Annotated in this window: 15 protein-coding genes and 1 pseudogene; 15 read left to right on the plus strand and 1 reads right to left on the minus strand. The window is 43.0% G+C overall.

What is annotated here, in order from left to right:
• Positions 1 to 19: 19 nt before the first annotated feature.
• Positions 20 to 655: an HVO_0476 family zinc finger protein gene (locus BP861_RS08410; RefSeq protein ID WP_292374360.1), complete on the minus strand. Its 636-nt coding sequence runs from the start codon at positions 653 to 655 to the stop codon at positions 20 to 22.
• A gap of 167 nt (positions 656 to 822) precedes the next feature.
• Here BP861_RS08410 and BP861_RS08415 point away from each other — a divergent pair, with 167 nt between their 5' ends.
• From BP861_RS08415 to BP861_RS08485, 15 genes and pseudogenes are all read left to right on the plus strand, one after another.
• A complete protein-coding gene (locus tag BP861_RS08415) occupies positions 823 to 1,500 on the plus strand; it encodes a winged helix-turn-helix domain-containing protein/riboflavin kinase (protein ID WP_292374362.1) in 678 nt (225 codons plus the stop codon).
• A complete protein-coding gene (gene ribB / locus BP861_RS08420; protein ID WP_292374364.1) occupies positions 1,497 to 2,237 on the plus strand; it encodes a 3,4-dihydroxy-2-butanone-4-phosphate synthase in 741 nt (246 codons plus the stop codon). Before BP861_RS08415 ends, ribB begins: the two co-directional genes overlap by 4 nt.
• Before the next feature lie 159 nt (positions 2,238 to 2,396).
• The gene (aroC, locus tag BP861_RS08425) at positions 2,397 to 3,494 is read left to right on the plus strand and encodes a chorismate synthase (RefSeq protein WP_292374366.1); all 1,098 of its coding nucleotides are present in this window, start codon (positions 2,397 to 2,399) and stop codon (positions 3,492 to 3,494) included.
• Between the two features lie 648 nt (positions 3,495 to 4,142).
• Positions 4,143 to 6,449: a DUF3160 domain-containing protein gene (locus BP861_RS08430; RefSeq protein ID WP_292374398.1), complete on the plus strand. Its 2,307-nt coding sequence runs from the start codon at positions 4,143 to 4,145 to the stop codon at positions 6,447 to 6,449.
• A gap of 139 nt (positions 6,450 to 6,588) precedes the next feature.
• The gene (locus tag BP861_RS08435) at positions 6,589 to 7,254 is read left to right on the plus strand and encodes a hypothetical protein (protein WP_292374368.1); all 666 of its coding nucleotides are present in this window, start codon (positions 6,589 to 6,591) and stop codon (positions 7,252 to 7,254) included.
• Positions 7,255 to 8,162: 908 nt separating this feature from the next.
• Positions 8,163 to 9,230: a heme b synthase gene (ahbD, locus tag BP861_RS08440; RefSeq protein ID WP_292374370.1), complete on the plus strand. Its 1,068-nt coding sequence runs from the start codon at positions 8,163 to 8,165 to the stop codon at positions 9,228 to 9,230.
• On the plus strand, positions 9,208 to 9,771 hold the full coding sequence (gene ahbA / locus BP861_RS08445; protein WP_292374371.1) for a siroheme decarboxylase subunit alpha: 564 nt from the start codon (positions 9,208 to 9,210) through the stop codon (positions 9,769 to 9,771). The genes ahbD and ahbA overlap by 23 nt, the downstream gene beginning before the upstream one ends.
• Positions 9,772 to 9,838: 67 nt before the next feature.
• On the plus strand, positions 9,839 to 10,297 hold the full coding sequence (gene ahbB / locus BP861_RS08450; protein WP_292374372.1) for a siroheme decarboxylase subunit beta: 459 nt from the start codon (positions 9,839 to 9,841) through the stop codon (positions 10,295 to 10,297).
• A gap of 39 nt (positions 10,298 to 10,336) precedes the next feature.
• Complete coding sequence (locus BP861_RS08455; RefSeq protein ID WP_292374374.1) at positions 10,337 to 11,011, plus strand: precorrin-2 dehydrogenase/sirohydrochlorin ferrochelatase family protein; 675 nt, start codon at positions 10,337 to 10,339, stop codon at positions 11,009 to 11,011.
• A gap of 257 nt (positions 11,012 to 11,268) precedes the next feature.
• On the plus strand, positions 11,269 to 12,588 hold the full coding sequence (gene hemA / locus BP861_RS08460; RefSeq protein ID WP_292374376.1) for a glutamyl-tRNA reductase: 1,320 nt from the start codon (positions 11,269 to 11,271) through the stop codon (positions 12,586 to 12,588).
• Between the two features lie 56 nt (positions 12,589 to 12,644).
• Entirely contained in the window at positions 12,645 to 13,619 is a 975-nt protein-coding gene (gene hemB / locus BP861_RS08465) for a porphobilinogen synthase (RefSeq protein WP_292374400.1), read from the plus strand.
• A gap of 403 nt (positions 13,620 to 14,022) precedes the next feature.
• Entirely contained in the window at positions 14,023 to 15,297 is a 1,275-nt protein-coding gene (hemL, locus tag BP861_RS08470) for a glutamate-1-semialdehyde 2,1-aminomutase (protein WP_292374378.1), read from the plus strand.
• Positions 15,298 to 15,330: 33 nt separating this feature from the next.
• On the plus strand, positions 15,331 to 16,281 hold the full coding sequence (hemC, locus tag BP861_RS08475; RefSeq protein WP_292374380.1) for a hydroxymethylbilane synthase: 951 nt from the start codon (positions 15,331 to 15,333) through the stop codon (positions 16,279 to 16,281).
• A gap of 55 nt (positions 16,282 to 16,336) precedes the next feature.
• Complete coding sequence (locus tag BP861_RS08480; protein WP_292374382.1) at positions 16,337 to 17,242, plus strand: dihydroorotate dehydrogenase; 906 nt, start codon at positions 16,337 to 16,339, stop codon at positions 17,240 to 17,242.
• Positions 17,242 to 17,672: pseudogene (locus BP861_RS08485) on the plus strand (dihydroorotate dehydrogenase electron transfer subunit); the annotation flags it as partial. The gene BP861_RS08480 and the pseudogene BP861_RS08485, both read left to right, overlap by 1 nt.

Genomic DNA, 17,672 nt, shown 5'->3' on the forward strand with positions numbered 1-17,672 from the left:
ATCTCTTTTATTTTTTCCTTTACCACGGCCCTCTTCGGAAATCACGTTGACCCGAACCTTCCCCTTTCTTTCTCGCAAAAATTCTTTTTACGTATTTTGCAAGCACAACATCGCCTTTTCTGGATCGGAATGCTCCGTCTCTCACCTTGATTTTGTTAATGAAAAGGCGTTTATTCCCCACTCTTTCTTCGGATCCTACGACAAATTCATAATCTCCAGGCACGCGTTTTTCAAGAACTTCAGTCTTTTCAGTTCCTGCCTGTGCGGAAAATTTTACAGTTACCTCATCAATAGCTCTGCCCCAGATTGTCTCGGTGTCTTCTGCCCTGGCAATCCTGACTCGTTTTCCTCCTGCATCAAGAGCAGTGATCAATATAGGCACCACTACTCCTGTTTCCTCATCATCTACAACCAGCTCATCGTCTACCTGAAGGACAGTCTCAGAATCGAGTTCAGTTCTATAAGTGTTTGAAATGTCCATCTTACTTACTATCACTTTCAATCTGACAGATTTAGGGGTTTTAAGCTTCGCAGCATGCACCTGCCCGCATTCCAGACAGCGTACAAGCGGGCTCTGCCCCTCTTTCAGAACCTCATGCCCTACCTCTTCTTCAGGGGAACATGAGGGGCACTCAACTTCAATTTCTCTTGTCATGGTATAATCAATAGATGGATTCAAGATACTAAATACTTAACTTCTCCGGATGCCTTTCTTGAAGATTTACCAGTTAGAAAGTGCTATCAAAAGTTTTATTATAACAGAATGCATAGTCTAACATCTCATAATTGAGATGCATCTCAAAATTAAGATAGGTGCCGAAAGTGCCTGATATTGAATACCTTAAAAAACTCGCACTAATGGGAGCAGTAAATAAAACCATCAAGGTCTCATCAAGCGAGTTTCAAAAGCACACGGGGGCAAGCTCCAAAACCGCAGCAAGAAAGCTAAAGCAGCTTGAAGAGGAAGGGCTGATCCAACGGAAGATCGTTCCCGGTGGCCAGTTGATAAAAATGACAGAAAAAGGGATTGAAGTTCTTAAGAACGAATACGTCGACTATAGTAGGATCTTTTCTCCGGAACCCGAAATTCTGGAGCTTGAAGGAAAGGTGCTTAAGGGACTTGGCGAAGGCCAGTATTACGTAAATATACCCGGGTATCGGAAGCAATTCGAAGAAAAATTGCATTTTGTACCTTTTCCCGGGACTCTGAACGTACAGCTTTCTAAAAGCAGTTCGCCTATTAGAAATCTTTTACGTGAAATGCCGGCTATCCGGGTAGAAGGTTTCAACGATGGAGAACGGACATTTGGAAGCGGAAATTGCTATCCTGTTATCGTTGGCGGTATAGAAGCTGCTGTAGTAGCTCCTGAAAGAACGCACTACCCATCAGATTTGATTGAAATTATTGCACCGGTAAAGTTAAGAGACGCCTTGGAATTGAACGATGGGGACAGAGTTGTGGTAAAGTTAAAAAAACAGGGCATGGAGAACCAGAAATGAGCGGAAGTACAGTTTACGAATGTCTTACGTACAGAAATGAGAACATCAACCAAGCACTGGAAGCCCTGAGAGCCGGAAAAATGATCCAGATTTACGATTCGGACTCGAGGGAAGGAGAGACTGATCTTGTAATCCCTGCAAAAGCGGTCACTTTCAAAGATGTAAAATGGATGCGAAAAGATGCAGGCGGCCTTATCTGTGTGGCTGTGGACCCTGTGGCTTCAAAACAGCTCAAGCTGCCCTTTATGGCTGAACTCGTCCGGGAAGCCAGCAAAGCCAGTGACGTGCTTGGGGAAATCGTAGAGAAAGAAGGCGACCTTAAATATGATTCTCATTCTTCCTTTTCTCTCTGGGTCAATCACAGAGAGACCAGAACCGGCATTCCTGATAACGAAAGAGCCCTTACTATCCGGAAAATAGGGGAAATTACTGAAAAGAAGCTGTCCGGAGACTTAATTCATTTTGGAGATGAATTCCGAACCCCTGGGCACGTTGCCCTGTTGAGGGCTGCCGAAGGGCTTCTGGATGAGCGCAAAGGCCAGACCGAACTTTCAGTTGCCCTTGCCCGTATGGCAGGCATTACCCCTGCAATGGTAGTCTGCGAGATGCTTGACGATAATAATGGGAAGGCTCTCTCCAAAGAAGACTCAAAAGAATACGGTAAAGAACACGGGCTGGTATTTCTGGAAGGGCAGGAAATAGTAGAAGCTTATATGACATGGACAGGCTCGGAATAAGAATTCTTTTTCTTCCGCTTTTCTTAATTTAACTTTTTCATCCTAATTCTTTCATCTGATTTTTTCATCTTATTTTTCATTTGACTTTTTTATCTGATATTTTCGTCTCTTCCTTCAGCAACCCCAAGGATAAAATAGCAAAAAAACCAGTTAAGATGCATGGCTGGAAACGTTTTCGGGCAGATGTTTCGAATTACCACCTGGGGCGAATCCCACGGCAGGGCTGTAGGTGTTGTAGTAGACGGATTGCCTGCAGGGCTTCCTTTCTCCGAGACTGACATCCAAAAAGAACTAGACAGGAGGCGCCCGGGGCAGAGTGAGGTTTCAACTCCTCGGCACGAGGCTGACAGGGTGGAGATCCTTTCGGGAGTTTTTGAAGGAATGAGTACAGGTACTCCAGTTTCCATGCTTGTCTGGAACTCGGATGCCAAGTCTTCAGCTTATGATGCCATTAAAGACACTCCCAGGCCCGGACATGCCGATTTTACCTATATAGCTCGTTATGGAATGAGAGACCACCGTGGGGGAGGCAGGTCTTCAGCTCGGGAAACAATAGGCAGGGTCGCAGGTGGAGCCCTTGCAAAACTCCTGCTTTCCAGATTCGGAATCCGAGTTGTCGGGCATGTGATCGAACTCGGAACCATCCGGGCAAAGCCCCTTTCTTTTGAAGAAATCCTCGAAAACATAGAAAAGACCCCTGTACGCTGTGCCGATCTTGAAGCTGCTAAAAAAATGCTTGAAAAAGTTGCGTCCCTTCGGCAGGAAGGAGACAGCGTTGGAGGCATTGTCGAGCTCATTATAAAAGGTGTGCCTGCCGGCCTTGGAGAGCCTGTGTTTGACCGGCTGGATGCGGACCTTGCAAAAGCCCTTATGAGTATTCCTGCTGTCAAAGGTTTTGAAATCGGAGCCGGATTTGAAGCTGCTCGCCTGCGCGGAAGTGAAATGAACGATCCTTTCCGGATCGAGGAAGGAAAAATAACCACTTCGAGCAATAATGCTGGTGGGATTCTCGGAGGAATTTCAACCGGCCTGGATATCATTTGCAGGGCAGCAGTAAAGCCAACCCCGTCCATAGGAAAACTTCAGCAGACCGTTGACCTCAAAACATTAGAAAATACAGAAATTGCAATCAAAGGTCGGCATGATCCGACAATTCCTCCGCGCATGGTGCCTGTTGCCGAAGCCATGGTTGCCCTTGTGCTTGCCGACCATATGCTCAGGAGCGGTTTTATTAATCCGAGGACTCTGCTGGAGTAAGAGAATGCAATGGAACTGTATTCAAACCTACTAAAATATCCATTTCAACTGATACCATTCCAGCTTATACCAAATTGTTAGAAATTATTAGGAATTATTAGAATAGTTTTCAAAATAATAAGGTAGCTTTGCCTTTACCCGTATTTTTTTGTGACTTTTTCCTCTAGAATTCACTCTGACGATAAGCATTCTCCATCGCAAATTCTTTTCAACTTTCTCCATCGCAAATTCTTTTCTTTTTGCTCTTGAAAAACAAGATTGTTTTACCAGATAATTCTGCCTTTTATCGAATTTTTTTGCCTTTTCCAAACCTGAGTCTGAAAAAGATCTGGTACTAAATTCTAACTTTTTATATTGGTAGAAATGCCGTGTAAAAAATCATAAAGTTGTGAGGTCACAGTTTCTTTATCACAGGAAATAGCTACGGTCTCTGTCGTTATATAAGCATTCTGTGTACAGTCTCTGACAATTAAAGATCAAGGAACGATTATAACATGAAGACGGTATGAGAAGAACAAATTTGAAGATTTGGCTAGAAAAACTTATAAAGTGTGTGCTTAAATTAAATTATAGAGTCTATTTATTTAAAAATTATTAGTTATTGAATTTGTGTTTACTTTTGCAGTTTAGAGGGGATCTTAGTTGAAAATGAGGGCACTGACAATTATTTGCTTGCTTATAGCATCACTGATATCTGGATCAGGCTGCATTGGCAATAGCAGTGAGCCAGTAAAAGAGACAAAGCTAGCTAATGAAACAAAACTAGTTAATGAGACAAAGCTTGAGGATGAGATGAACACTCAGACTAGTTCATATAATTCCACCGAAGAAGACGTTTCTATAGAGAACTCCTCCGAAAAAAGTAAAAATGCCCTTAAACTTGAAGGGCAAAACTCCTTTTCCAAATATTACAGTAAAGAAAATCTGCAGTTCGAGGCTGCAGTTCCCACTTATTCTCTACCTTTACAAGCTTCCGAAATTGTAAATCATGATGATTTCGTCCAAAAGATTCCCCTAACAAACGAAAGCAGGAACTTACTGTACACAAATGGGTTTGTTGTAATTGAAAATGAAGTTACCAAAAATCAATTTAAAGTGGAGCAAGTAAATGCAACTTACAGAGACCTGAAAGTGGCTGACGTTCCTACATTCATCACGTCAGACTCTCTCCTCCACCTTTACCATATCCAGTTTGATGAGACCTTAAAAAGGGTTGAAGAAAATGAGTTTTACGACGAGCTCTGGAGACTTGACAAAACGCTCCTTGAATCTTCCATAGAAGATTATAACGAGATAAAAGAAAACAGTTCTTTATCTGATGAAGTAAAGGAAGCTGCAAGAAGAAATGTTGCATACTTTGCGGTTGCCCTTAGTTTGCTTGAGGAAAAAACAGATCCAAATCGGATACAAGTCAAATCTACAGAGACTTCAAGTTCAGAAAAATATAGCTTTGAAGTACCGAAATATGTGCAGGAAGATGTAGAGGCTGAACTCACTTTGATAGAAGCTCAAAAAGAGGGAGTGTCTCCGATTTTCAAGTACAGTGAAGATTACTCTCAGTACACTCCACGGGGACACTATACATCCTCTGAAAAACTTCAGAAATACTTCAAGGCCATGATGTGGCATGGTAGAATGAGTATGCTACTTAAGCCGGACATGATTAATACAGAAGACCCGGAAAATGAAGCGAGAATCCAGACTATACAGGCTTTTTTGATTTCTGACCATTGTGATAATGACAAAAACCTCCGAGAAAGATGGGACAGAATCTATAACGTAACTGCTTTTTATGTTGGTTTTTCTGATGACCTCGGGCCCTATGAATATACAAAAGCTCTGGATACTGTTTTTGGGAATTATAGAAACGGAGTAAGCTTCGACAATGAAAGTCTTACAGCACTGAAAACTGAGCTGGAAAAATATGAAAGCCCAAAAATCTACAGCGGAACAGGGGAAATAATTCAGGCAGGCTCTGAAACCGAAAACAAAACTCTTGAGGCTACAAAAGGGTTCAGATTCATGGGTCAGCGATATACTCCAGACTCCTATATTCTCCAGAGGCTCCATCCTCCTGCCCTGAATATTATGGACCTTCTAGGTTCTGAAAGAGCAAGAGAACACCTGAAAAATCAGGGTATTTCTGAAAATGAAGAATACAAAAAAGCTCACACATCTCTGAAAAATGAATTTGGAGCTTTTGATGAAGAAGACTGGAATAAAAATCTTTACTGGGCTCAACTGTACGCTTTAAAGCCTCTCCTAATAAGTTATCCAGAGGGCTATCCTGTATTTATGCAGACTGAAGCCTGGGAAGATAAACAGCTTAACACAGCTCTTGCTTCCTGGACTGAACTCAGGCACGATACTATTCTCTATGCAAAACAGGCTCGTTACACAGGTGTACCCTATATTCCAGAAGAAAAGCCTGTTCAGGGATATGTGGAACCAGTTCCCGAATTCTATTCCAGGATGCTTGCCCTTACAAAAATGGCACACAATGGGCTGGCTGAAATGGAAGTACTTGATGAAAAATCAGATAAAGAGTTCACAACTCTTGAAAACACCCTTAAAAAGTTGCTGGAAATCTCGATTAAAGAGCTTGAAAACAAAGAGCTGACAGATGAAGAGTATGAGTTCATCAGGAATTTTGGACAAAATATAGCCCCAATGCTTGAGAACATAGATGAGGACTTTCAGAGCTCTGTCATGGTTGCGGATGTCTATACAGATAGAGAAGGAAGAGTTTTGGAAGAAGGGACAGGAAAACTGGACCTAATAATAGTAGCCTATAAACAGCCCGATGGTAGGATTGTGCTTGGAGCAGGTCCTGTGATGAGCTATTACGAGTTCTGGCAGTCTTCAGGAGATAGATTGACAGATGAAGAATGGAGAGGTATGCTGGCAAATAATCCTCCTGAAAGGCCGGAATGGGTTGAGTCTTTTAAGGCTTAAAAGATGCTATTCTGGATAGTTATCTTTTTCACCCATTTTTTTCGTTTTTAAGGATACGCTTGGGAGCTGGACTGGAATTGTGTCAGCATGGGTGAGACCTTAATCACCCATTATATTTTTGTTAAACTGGAGCAGGCATATGTATTATAAGAAAATTAATAAGAAGATAGCACTTTTAATTTTTTTCATAGCTGCTGTTATTGGAGTATGGTTATTACTAGATTTCATTCAGATCGGTCCAGGACTGCCTCCTTCAGAATCCATGCCAAAATGGTACATCCCTGGAGCATGGCAAAAAAGTGAACAGGGATGCACGGCACTTTTTCCGAAAATTTCTTCTTACTGTGAGATGGGTAATTTTTCTGGAGGAAAATTTATAAGTTTTTGGTATTTTGATGACGAATCTGAATTCTTAAAAGGAGAGAATACCCTCTATCGTCATCTCGAAGAAAATAGTAATGTGTTCCAGCAGGAGCTAAATATTAGTAAAGAACTTCAAGAAGAAACTGAAAAGCGTGAAGTTGAAAATTCCTATAACCTTACCTCTTTTAATGCAACAGGATATGAAAGCCCTGAAACGTCAGGATATTTTCTAGTGTATGAGAGACCTTTCCTTGAAACTCGAGAAGATTATTTTATAGTTTATTACGGAATCATGGGCTTAACAAATTTCACTGAAGAAACACCCGCGCTGAAAAAATTGATTGCAGAATCCTATTATATGTCTAATGAAGAAGGAAAAGTTGATGGTTTAAAGATGGGGAATGAAAAAGGAAAAGGAGACTCATTACTTCCATGGTTTTAACAAAAAAGTTAGTTTTCATTATCATTTTTTCAATGAGAAGATCCCAAAACCCAATATGCGACTCAAATTATTTAACTCAGAATAATATGTTGAATTTCAAATATAAAGGAGTTTCAAATGCGAAATTTTAGAAAACTACTTTTATTTCTGTAATTCATACCCCTAGCTGCAATCATAGGTTATTATTTGTTAACATTTCTTCTTGTTGGTCCAGCAGAGGAGAACTTTTTTGAGTTAAGAAACCATGATGTAGGAACCCACGAAGTATCAGTTGAAATACTCAATTCTCATAATGAATCTATATTTAAGGAATCGTATAAGCTCCGTCCAGACGAATCAGTCTCAAAAACAAAACCGTTTAATCTTAAAAACTCTTTTGAACAGAAAAAGTATACATTCAAAGTTGTATTAGATAACGGAGTGGCAAAAGAAAAAACTTCAATATCTTTGCATCGTTGGAGTACAGCCATTATAGATATATACTGGAATAATGAGACACCAATAATGATGGAGTAGTTACGGTTTAAAAGGAGAATTTCTTATTCTTCAATGAGTTTTCTAGGCTTTGGATTTACATTTACTAATTAATGAATTTATTTTTCCATTTTGACTTTTAGATAGATTATTTGATAATAAATTGCCAACGACTCTGGATGAAATTAAAACCCTTACTATTTGGTTTTTTTCTTTCCACAATTTTTCATATGAAATGGCAGAATATTAATATTACTTTATGAATATGACCTTTCAGATATAAAATTTGAATCTTTCATGTCTTAATTGGATAAATTCCCGGTAAATTAATCTAGATCTTATTCGCTCTTCAAGCTATGAATTTAACTTTTTAATTATCGTTAATTTGTAAATCTCATTAAACTTTGAATGCTATTAATAAAAACAGCTAATTTATGATCGCCATGACAAATGCACCAAGGCTTATTGCATGGGAACTGACTGCAGGATGCAACCTGAACTGCGTACACTGCAGGGGAGCTTCCACTTCCTCAGTTCCGACAGGTGAACTTACAACTGACGAAGCTAAACATTTCATTGATGAAGTTGCAGAGCTTGGAAAACCCATTCTCATTCTGAGCGGAGGCGAGCCTCTTATCAGATCTGACGTTTTTGAAATTGCGCGGTACGGCACTGATGCCGGGCTTCGAGTAGTGCTTGCAACAAACGGCACACTTCTTACGCCTGAGATCGTGGAGAAGCTGAAAAGAGCGGGCATCCAGCGGCTCAGCATCAGCATTGACGGAGCTACTGCAAAGAACCATGACAATTTCAGGGGCATGCCCGGGGCTTTTGAAAGAACGCTTGCAGGCATTGATGTCCTAAGGAAAACTGATTTTCCCTTCCAGATCAATACTACGGTCTCAAAACGCAACATCGAGGAAATCCCCAAGACTCTTGAGCTTGCAAAAGAGCTTGGAGCAGTTGCATATCATGTATTTTTCCTTGTGCCCACAGGCAGGGGAGAGGAATCCGATGAGGTTTCCCCTGAAGACTACGAGCGTATTCTGCACTGGTTTTATGAGATGCATAAAGAATCGAAAATCCAGCTAAAAGCAACCTGCGCCCCCCATTATTTCAGGATAATGCGCCAGCAGGCAAAAAAAGAAGGCATTGAGATCTCAGTTAAAACCCATGGCTATGAGGCAATGACAAAAGGCTGCCTCGGAGGCACAGGTTTCTGCTTCGTATCAAGTGTAGGTAAGGTCTACCCTTGCGGCTACCTGCCTCTACTTGCCGGCGATCTTCGGGAACAGTCCTTCAAGGAAATATGGGAAAACTCCGAAGTCTTTGCAAAACTCAGAAATCCCGACAAACTTAAGGGAAAATGCGGAATCTGCGAATACAAAAAAGTCTGTTCTGGCTGTAGGGCAAGAGCTTATGCTGCTACAGGCGATTATCTTGAAGAAGAGCCTTACTGTATATACAGGCCTCGAAAAAATGGTAGTGATCAGGATGATTGAAGTTGAAAACTGTAAAACTCAGCTCCAGCAGGAGAAAGCCAATTTTCCCTCTCACATGCAGCCTTACGAAGAAGAAGTTCCTGAATTCGAACTTGATGAGATTGATAAGAGAATTTTGAACCAGATCCAGCAAGAAGTTCCCCTTGAAGTCGAGCCCTTTGAGAAGTTAGGCGAAATTCTCGGCCTCTCCGAAATCGAGGTGCTTGAAAGGCTGCAAGAACTCAACAGGAAAGGAGCAGTCAGACGGGTAGGGCCTGTACTCAACACTAGAAAAATGGGCGGAGTAAGCACACTTGTAGCTCTGAAAGTTCCTGAATCTCGAATTGAAGAGGTTGCAAACTTCATAAATGAATACTCTGAAGTTTCCCATAATTACCTCCGAAACGCTGCAAAATATAACCTATGGTTTACCCTCTCGGCCCCCAGCAAAAAGAGACTTGAAGAGATAATTCACGAAATCCGGGAGAGAACCGGCTGTCCTCTGTTAAATCTCCCCACAAAGCGTCTCTTCAAGATAAATGTAAAGTTCGATATCAGGTGAAAAATGGATGAAAAAGATGAGACCCTATTAAAAAAGGTTTATCAAAAAATCCATATAAGGTGAAAAAATGGATCAAACAGATGTTGAACTTCTCAAGCTCGTGCAGGATGGAATCCCGCTAACCCATTCCCCTTTCAGAGGTCTGGCTGCCGAACTTGGGATAAGTGAACAGGAAGTTGTTGACAGACTTAAACGCCTTCAGAAAGCCGGAAAAATCCGGCGTTTTGCAGCTTCAATAGGGCACAGGGCAATAGGAATAACAGCCAATGCTATGTGTGTCTGGAACGTCCCGGGGGAGCAAATTGAAAAAGTCGGGACAATAATGGCCAAATTCCCAGAAGTGACTCATTGCTATGAACGTCCGCGCTATCCTGACTGGCCATATAACCTGTTCACTATGGTTCACTCTTATACTCCAGAAGACTGTGAAGAGGTAGCTGTCAGAATCTCAGAAGCTACAGGAATTAAGGATTATACCCTCTTTTTCAGTGAACGGGAGTTCAAAAAAACCGGGGTCAGGCTGTAAGGTGTTGCATTAAAATTTATTATTGCGAGGTTCCTGGCTATGGCTGAAACAAACAATTTTCTCCCGCTTATGCTTGACCTGTCTGGCAGAAAAATCGTTATCTTTGGAGGAGGCTCGGTTGGAGAACGCAAAGCTGAACTCTTCTCAGGATGTGCAGATACTCTTGTTGCCAGCCTTGAATTCTCCCAGCGCCTTCAGGAACTTGAAGCTTCAGGACAGGTGCGGCTTGTTAGGCTTGATCTGCTTGAAGCTTCGGATTCCGAACTCAGAGAACTAATTTCAGGGGCTTTTATTGTCATACCCGCGACAAGCAATTTTGAACTTAACCAAAAAATCACCGCCATTGCAAGGGAGAGCGATATTTTGATTAATCAGGTTGACGCTTTAGGTAGTGTCGTAATCCCATCAGTAATAAAAAGAGGCGACCTTGTAATCGGCATTTCCACTCTCGGCCACAGTCCCGCAGTCTCAAAATACACCCGAAAGCAGATCGAAGGTTTGATAACTCCAGAATATTCCAATATGATTCGGCTTCAGGATGAGCTTAGAAGTTATCTCAAGCATCATGTGGCAGAACAGAGGCAGAGAAAGGCAATTCTCTGGAAAATTCTTGAAAGCAAGTTTGTCTGGAGTGGCTTTTCCGAGTCTTATGAAACAGCAGCCGAAAGAGCATACAATATAATTTCAGGTTGCCTTGAAAATTCCAGCAGGTAAAGCCTGACAGGGAGCTAAGAACTATAAGAACTTTCGAAGAATAAAAACAAGAAGAAGAGAAAGCTTCTTGAACATAAATACTCTATGAATCAAAATATTCTGCAAATGAAAACTTTAACTCGAAGTATTCTGTAGATAAAAATTCATTTAATGAGAAAAGGCTAAGGAGTCCTGGACAAAGTTTAATTTATAATTCCTTATATTAACTCCTTATATTAATTCTATATCCCCTTATCCATTCTATCCGGAGGCTCTCTGTGACAGAAATCTCAAGTATGGTTATATCCCATAAAAAAGCAAAAATTGAGGAAATGGAGTCCGCCTGGCACGGAGATCTGGACGGGCTACTCCACCACCTGTGTAATTATGAGTACGTTCACGAATGTGTCGTGTTAAAAACCTGCAACCGCGTTGAAATCTATGTTGTTTCCCCCAAAAGCAGCAGTGTACTTTTCTCTTTTGCAAAGGAAATGGGAGCTTCCACCCATATTATAGATTTCTATGGGCACGATGAATCCCTTGAGCACCTTCTCAGGCTTGCTGGGGGGCTTGAGTCTATGATTGTAGGAGAAGACCAGATCCTTGGACAGATAAAAGACCTCTATGCGTATTGCAAGAAAAAAGAAACAACGGGAAAAATCCTGGATACTGCCTTTGATAAGGCTATTCAGGTCGGAAAGCGTATACGCAACGAGACCAGAATAAATAAGGGTTCGGTTTCCATAGGTTCTGCAGCTGTGGATCTTGCAGAGGATATTCTGGAAGGGCTCACAGGAAAATACGTACTTGTGATCGGAGCAGGGGAAATCGGTGTCCTTGTAGCAAAAGCTCTGGCTGAAAAGAACATTGAAGCAATCTACATTGCTAACCGTACTTTCAAAAAAGCCGAAGAAATTGCCTATGAACTAGGAGGACACGCAGTTAGGCTCGATGAAGTAGAGGTTTATCTTAAAGATGCTGATGTAGTAATCAGTGGTACAGGTGCTCCTCATTACATTTTAACCAGAGAAATTGTTGAAAAAGCTATAAAAGACCGGGATAAATCCCGTAAACTCCTCTTAATTGATATAGCAAATCCCAGGGATATCGAAGAATCGGTTGCTGAACTCGCTAACGTGGAACTGTGCAATATTGACAACCTCAGGGTAATCAGTGAGAAGACGCTCAAGATGAGGAAAGAGGAAGCTAAAAAAGCCGAAGGGATAATTCAGGATGAGATCAGGCTTTTAAATCTCCAATATAAGCGCCAGAAAGCAGATAAAATCATTTCTGACCTTTACAGGCAGGTATACGATGTAAGGATACGGGAAAGGGAAAAAGCAGTCAACAGGCTTTGTGCCTACCATACTATAGGGGAAATTGAAACTGAGGTACTTGATGACCTTACCCATTCCATAGTAAACAAAATTCTTGCCGAACCTACCAAAGTTCTCCGCCAGGCCGCAGAGCTCGGAAATGAAGAATTCCTTGATGTAGTTTCGAGGGTCTTCTGCCTGGAAAAAGAAAAGGCAAATATAGAAAAAATAAAACCCGATTGCGGAAATATGACAAATCGGGTCTCTGAAAAAGGCAACTAATAAAAAGAATCAGAAACTACATGAGATTCGCAGAGAATTCACAGAGAAGTGATCAAATGTTTCCAGATATCAGGTTAAGACGATTGAGAAAAGGAAAAATCAGGAACCTAGTGCGTGAAACTACCTTATCCCTAGACGACCTGGTTCAGCCTATTTTTGTAAATGAGACTATCGATTCTGCTGTTGAAATTTCTTCCATGCCAGGCATATACAGTTTCCCTCTCTCAGAGATTGCAAAAGAGGCAAGAGAGATTGCAGATCTCGGGATTCCTGCAGTAATCCTTTTCGGAGTGCCTGCATTCAAGGACGCGGAAGGTAGTTCCTCCTATGGGGAGACCGATGTCCTGCAGGAAGCTGTCCGGAGAATCAAAGCCGAAGTAGGGGACGAACTTGTGGTGATCACGGACATCTGCATGTGTGAGTACACAAGCCACGGGCACTGCGGAATTGTGGATTTTGAAACGAAAGAAATCCTGAATGATCCCACCCTTGAGGTTCTCGGAAAAATTGCGGTCAGCCATGCAAAAGCAGGCGCTGATATGGTAGCCCCCTCTGGAATGATGGACGGAATGGTAGAAGCGATTAGGCAAGAACTTGACCTCAACGGATTTGAGAATATTCCAATCATGTCCTATGCTGCAAAGTACCATTCTTCTTTCTATGGGCCTTTCAGGGAAGCCGCCGAATCAGGATATTCTTTCGGAGACCGATCTACTTACCAGATGGACCCTGCAAACAGTGATGAAGCTCTCAGGGAAGTAACCCTCGATGTGGCTGAAGGTGCAGATATAATAATGGTAAAGCCAGCTCTTCCTTACCTTGATATTATCTATCGTGTCAAGACGGAATACCAGATGCCCACAGCCGCATACAATGTAAGTGGGGAGTACTCCATGCTTAAAGCCGCAGCAGCTAAAGGCTGGCTTGATGAAGAGAAAACCGTGTATGAATCCCTCATTTCCATCAAAAGGGCAGGAGCTGACATTATCATCACTTACTTTGCAAAGGATGTCGCCCGCACGCTGAAGTAAGCGCCTTTTTTTTCAGGCGCTCCTTCTTTTCAGAAATTTTATTTCGTTTTTCCTTCTTCCCCGTCTTTCAGCTTTCGTCTTTCAAGCTTATTGCTCATTCCAGTTACAGCCCAAACCATCAATAACTGCTTAATAGGGGAAGGCTCTGTTATAAGATAGAAAAGGAATACAGTAAGGTATAAAACGCCTTACTTCAAAGTGCAGCTTAATATATAAAGTCCGTTTAATATTAATATAGTTCGGTATAATATAGTTCGATATAATTTAGTTCGATATAATTTAGTTCGATATGATTTAGCTCAGTATAAATTCAGTTCGATATCTAATTTAAGCTCAGTTCAGAACTTCACTTGAATTCACAAAGAATTATTACAAATTTTCAGTCCAATCCGGTGAGATTTCCATGATATCCGAGGTAACACTTGAGAAGTCCAGACAGATGTATGAGAAAGCAAAGACCCTTATTCCGGGTGGGGTAAGCAGTCCTGTACGCGCAATCAAGCCCTATCCTTTCTATACAGCATCAGCCGACGGCTCAAAAATAAAAGATCTTGATGGGAACGAATACATCGATTACTGTCTGGCTTATGGCCCTGCTCTCCTTGGGCACAACCACCCTGTAATAAAAGAGGCTATTAAAGCCCAGCTCGACAAAGGCTGGCTCTACGGAACCCCAACAGAGCTTGAAGTAACTCTCGCCGAGAAAATTGCAGGGTATTATCCCAGTATTGATATGCTCCGTTTCGTATCCACAGGTACAGAAGCCACGATGAGCGCCCTTCGCCTTGCCCGTGGCTTTACTGGTAGAAACAAATTCATCAAAATTGAAGGCGGATTTCACGGGGCACATGATGCGGTACTGGTAAAAGCAGGGTCAGGAGCTACAACCCTTGGAGAACCCGATTCCCTGGGAATTCCTGCAGATTTCACGAAGTACACCCTTCAGGCTCCGTACAATGATATTGAAGCAATGACCGAGCTCGTGGAGAAGAACAGAGATGAACTGGCTGCAGTCATCATAGAGCCCGTGCTCGGTAACATAGGTCCGATAACTCCCCTTCCCGGATACCTGGAAGAACTCAGGAAGCTTACCCTGGAAAATGATGTGCTTCTTATATTCGATGAGGTTATTACCGGATTCAGGCTCGCAATGGGAGGGGCACAGGAATACTTCGGGGTCGTGCCTGATATGACCACCCTTGGAAAGATTGTGGGTGGAGGCCTGCCTATAGGGGTTTTTGGCGGCAGGCGGGAAATCATGGAAATGATCTCTCCATCCGGCCCAGTCTATCAGGCAGGAACTTTCAGCGGAAGCCCGTGTTCCGTGGCTGCAGGTATTGCAGTGCTCGACTATCTGAAAGAAGAAAAGATTCACGAAAAAGTCAATTCAAAGGGTGATTACATACGGGCTGTACTCTCCGAAATTGTAGAGGACAATGGACTTGATTACAGCGTATGCGGAATTGCTTCAATGTTCAAGATATTCTTCGGGGCAGAACCTCACAATTACCAGGAAGCTCTGAAGTGCGATAAGGAGGGTTACCTTGCTTTCTTCCACAGGATGCTCGCAAGCGGAATTTTCCTCCCTCCCTCACAGTTTGAGACCAATTTCGTCTCCGCAGCCCACAGCGAAGAGGACATCGAAAAAACCCTTAAAGCATATACTGAAAATCTCTGAGCGGATTTACATCTTTGAAAACGAGGATTTCACATGATTATAGGTACGCGGGGCAGCCAGCTTGCACTTGCCCAGGCCGAGAATGTTGAACGCCTTTTGAAAGCACAGGGCGTTGAAACCAGCTTGAAAATCATAAAAACCAACGGAGATCGGTTTACGGACCGGCCTCTGCACGCAATCTCAAGCGGAGTTGGGGCTTTTGTAAGGGAACTGGACGAAGTTATGCTTGCAGGAGAAATAGACATAGCAGTCCATTCTATGAAGGATATGCCAACGATTCGCCCGCCGACCCTTCCAACCGCTGCCGTTCTGAAGCGTGATACCCCATTTGATATCTTGCTGACTTATGACGGGACATCCCTGGATGAGCTTCCCGAGCAGTCCATTATAGGTACCAGTTCCCTGAGAAGAGCTGCCCAGATCAAGCGCTACAGGCCTGACCTTATTACACAGGATTTGAGGGGTAATATCGATACGAGGCTCAGGAAACTCAAAGAAGGGCAATATGATGGCATCCTGCTTGCCAAGGCAGGGCTTGAACGCATGGGCTGGGAACTTGAAGGTGAGATTCTTTCTCCTGATTTCTTCTGTCCCTCTCCTAACCAGGGTACGGTTGCAGTTGTCACAAGGGCAGACACTGAAGCTGAAGCTGCAGTTTCCAAACTTGACCATACCGACAGCCGGATTGCCACCGAAATCGAGCGCATCCTAATTTCCGAACTCGGTGGAGGTTGCACCACTCCCATAGGTTCTTATGCCGAAATTACACCTGACCGGAAAGAAATCCATGTGCGGGCTGAGGTTCTTTCCCTTGATGGAGCAGAAACTGTAGGAATAAATGAATATATACCTATGGCAGGAGGCATTGAAAAAGCCAAGGAGCTCGGAAGCAGACTTGTACAAATGGGTGGAAAGAGACTGGCTGAAGAAGCACTCCTGCAGATTTCCAGAGATTCGTGTGACTCAGATGATTTATACGAGTGAATAATGCGAATGATAATAAGAACGATATTCTAACAGGGCAGAAAGGAGCCAGCTAATGTATACTCTTACCGGACTTAAACTGAAAAACCCGACCATTCTTGCAGCCGGAGTGCTTGGCACAACCGGGGCATCTTTGTGTAGGGTTGTACGTGAGGGAGGAGCAGGCGCGGTTGTGACCAAATCCATAGGTCCCATGCCTAAAACCGGGCATCCAAACCCAAGCATGGTCAAGCTTGACTGCGGATTTTTGAACGCAATGGGACTTCCGAATCCTTCCTATCCTGCTTTTATCCAGGAACTCGAGATTGCAAAAAAGGACTCCGGAGTCCCGATAATTGCAAGCATCTTCGGTGGAAGTCCTGCCGAATTTGAGGAAGTTGCGGAAGGTATGCTTCCTGCAAAGCCCGATGCTTTTGAGCTTAATGTAAGTTGTCCACATGCAGAAGGATATGGAGCTGACATTGGCTCTAACCCCTGCCTTGTAGAGGCAGTAACAGCCGCAGTAAAAGATGTGGCAAATGTGCCAGTATGGGTTAAGCTTACCCCGAATGTTTCTGACATTACGTGCATAGGTAATGCAGCAGAATCAGGGGGTGCTGATGCAGTTGTTGCAATTAATACCTTAAAAGGGATGGCTATAGATATCGAGTCCGGATATCCTGTCCTGGGAAACCGTTCAGGAGGACTTTCAGGAAAGGCTGTCAAACCCGTAGCTGTCAAATGCGTTTATGACCTATATACTGCCCTGGAAATTCCTGTAATAGGAGTCGGAGGGGTATCTTCCTGGCAGGACGCAGTAGAAATGATGATGGCAGGGGCTGCGGCTGTCCAGGTCGGATCAGCCGTGTATGACAGGCTTGACATCTTCTCAGAAATCAGTACAGGTATCGAAGCTTTTCTGCAGAGGAAAGGCTATTCGGATGTAAAAGAATTAATAGGGCTTGCCCATGAGATGGTCTGATGCTACCTCTTAATGCTACAATATTACGGATAAATGAAGAGTCTCCTTCGGTTAAAACTTTTTTCTTTGATCTCCAGTTTGAGACTATGAAGCCCGGACAGTTCGTAATGGTCTGGGTCAGGGGTGTGGATGAGGTGCCTATGGGCCTCTCGAGTAAGAACTCCATAACTGTCCAGAAAGTAGGGGAAGCAACTTCAAAGCTTTTTGAGTTAAAAGAAGGGGATTCTTTCGGACTCAGAGGGCCTTTCGGAAAGGGCTTTTCCCTGCCATCGGAAGGAGAAAAAACTCTGGTTATTGCAGGCGGGGTAGGAGCTGCTCCTCTTGCTCCTTATGCCGAGGCAGCCCAGAGTGCAGTTTCTGAGGTACACACGGTTCTCGGAGCCCGGAGTGCAGACGATCTGCTTTTTGAAGAGCGTTTTGCAGCAGCAGG

Source organism: Methanosarcina sp. UBA411, from assembly GCF_002495725.1.
Taxonomy (GTDB): Archaea; Halobacteriota; Methanosarcinia; order Methanosarcinales; family Methanosarcinaceae; genus Methanosarcina.

Coding starts and splice junctions, on each gene's coding strand:
- BP861_RS08410 (WP_292374360.1), bottom strand. CDS start 655: ATGACAAGAGAAATTGAAGTTGAGTGCCCCTCATGTTCCCCTGAAGAA.
- ribB (WP_292374364.1), top strand. CDS start 1,497: ATGAGCGGAAGTACAGTTTACGAATGTCTTACGTACAGAAATGAGAAC.
- aroC (WP_292374366.1), top strand. CDS start 2,397: ATGGCTGGAAACGTTTTCGGGCAGATGTTTCGAATTACCACCTGGGGC.
- BP861_RS08430 (WP_292374398.1), top strand. CDS start 4,143: ATGAGGGCACTGACAATTATTTGCTTGCTTATAGCATCACTGATATCT.
- BP861_RS08435 (WP_292374368.1), top strand. CDS start 6,589: ATGTATTATAAGAAAATTAATAAGAAGATAGCACTTTTAATTTTTTTC.
- ahbD (WP_292374370.1), top strand. CDS start 8,163: ATGATCGCCATGACAAATGCACCAAGGCTTATTGCATGGGAACTGACT.
- ahbA (WP_292374371.1), top strand. CDS start 9,208: ATGGTAGTGATCAGGATGATTGAAGTTGAAAACTGTAAAACTCAGCTC.
- ahbB (WP_292374372.1), top strand. CDS start 9,839: ATGGATCAAACAGATGTTGAACTTCTCAAGCTCGTGCAGGATGGAATC.
- BP861_RS08455 (WP_292374374.1), top strand. CDS start 10,337: ATGGCTGAAACAAACAATTTTCTCCCGCTTATGCTTGACCTGTCTGGC.
- hemB (WP_292374400.1), top strand. CDS start 12,645: ATGTTTCCAGATATCAGGTTAAGACGATTGAGAAAAGGAAAAATCAGG.
- hemL (WP_292374378.1), top strand. CDS start 14,023: ATGATATCCGAGGTAACACTTGAGAAGTCCAGACAGATGTATGAGAAA.
- hemC (WP_292374380.1), top strand. CDS start 15,331: ATGATTATAGGTACGCGGGGCAGCCAGCTTGCACTTGCCCAGGCCGAG.
- BP861_RS08480 (WP_292374382.1), top strand. CDS start 16,337: ATGTATACTCTTACCGGACTTAAACTGAAAAACCCGACCATTCTTGCA.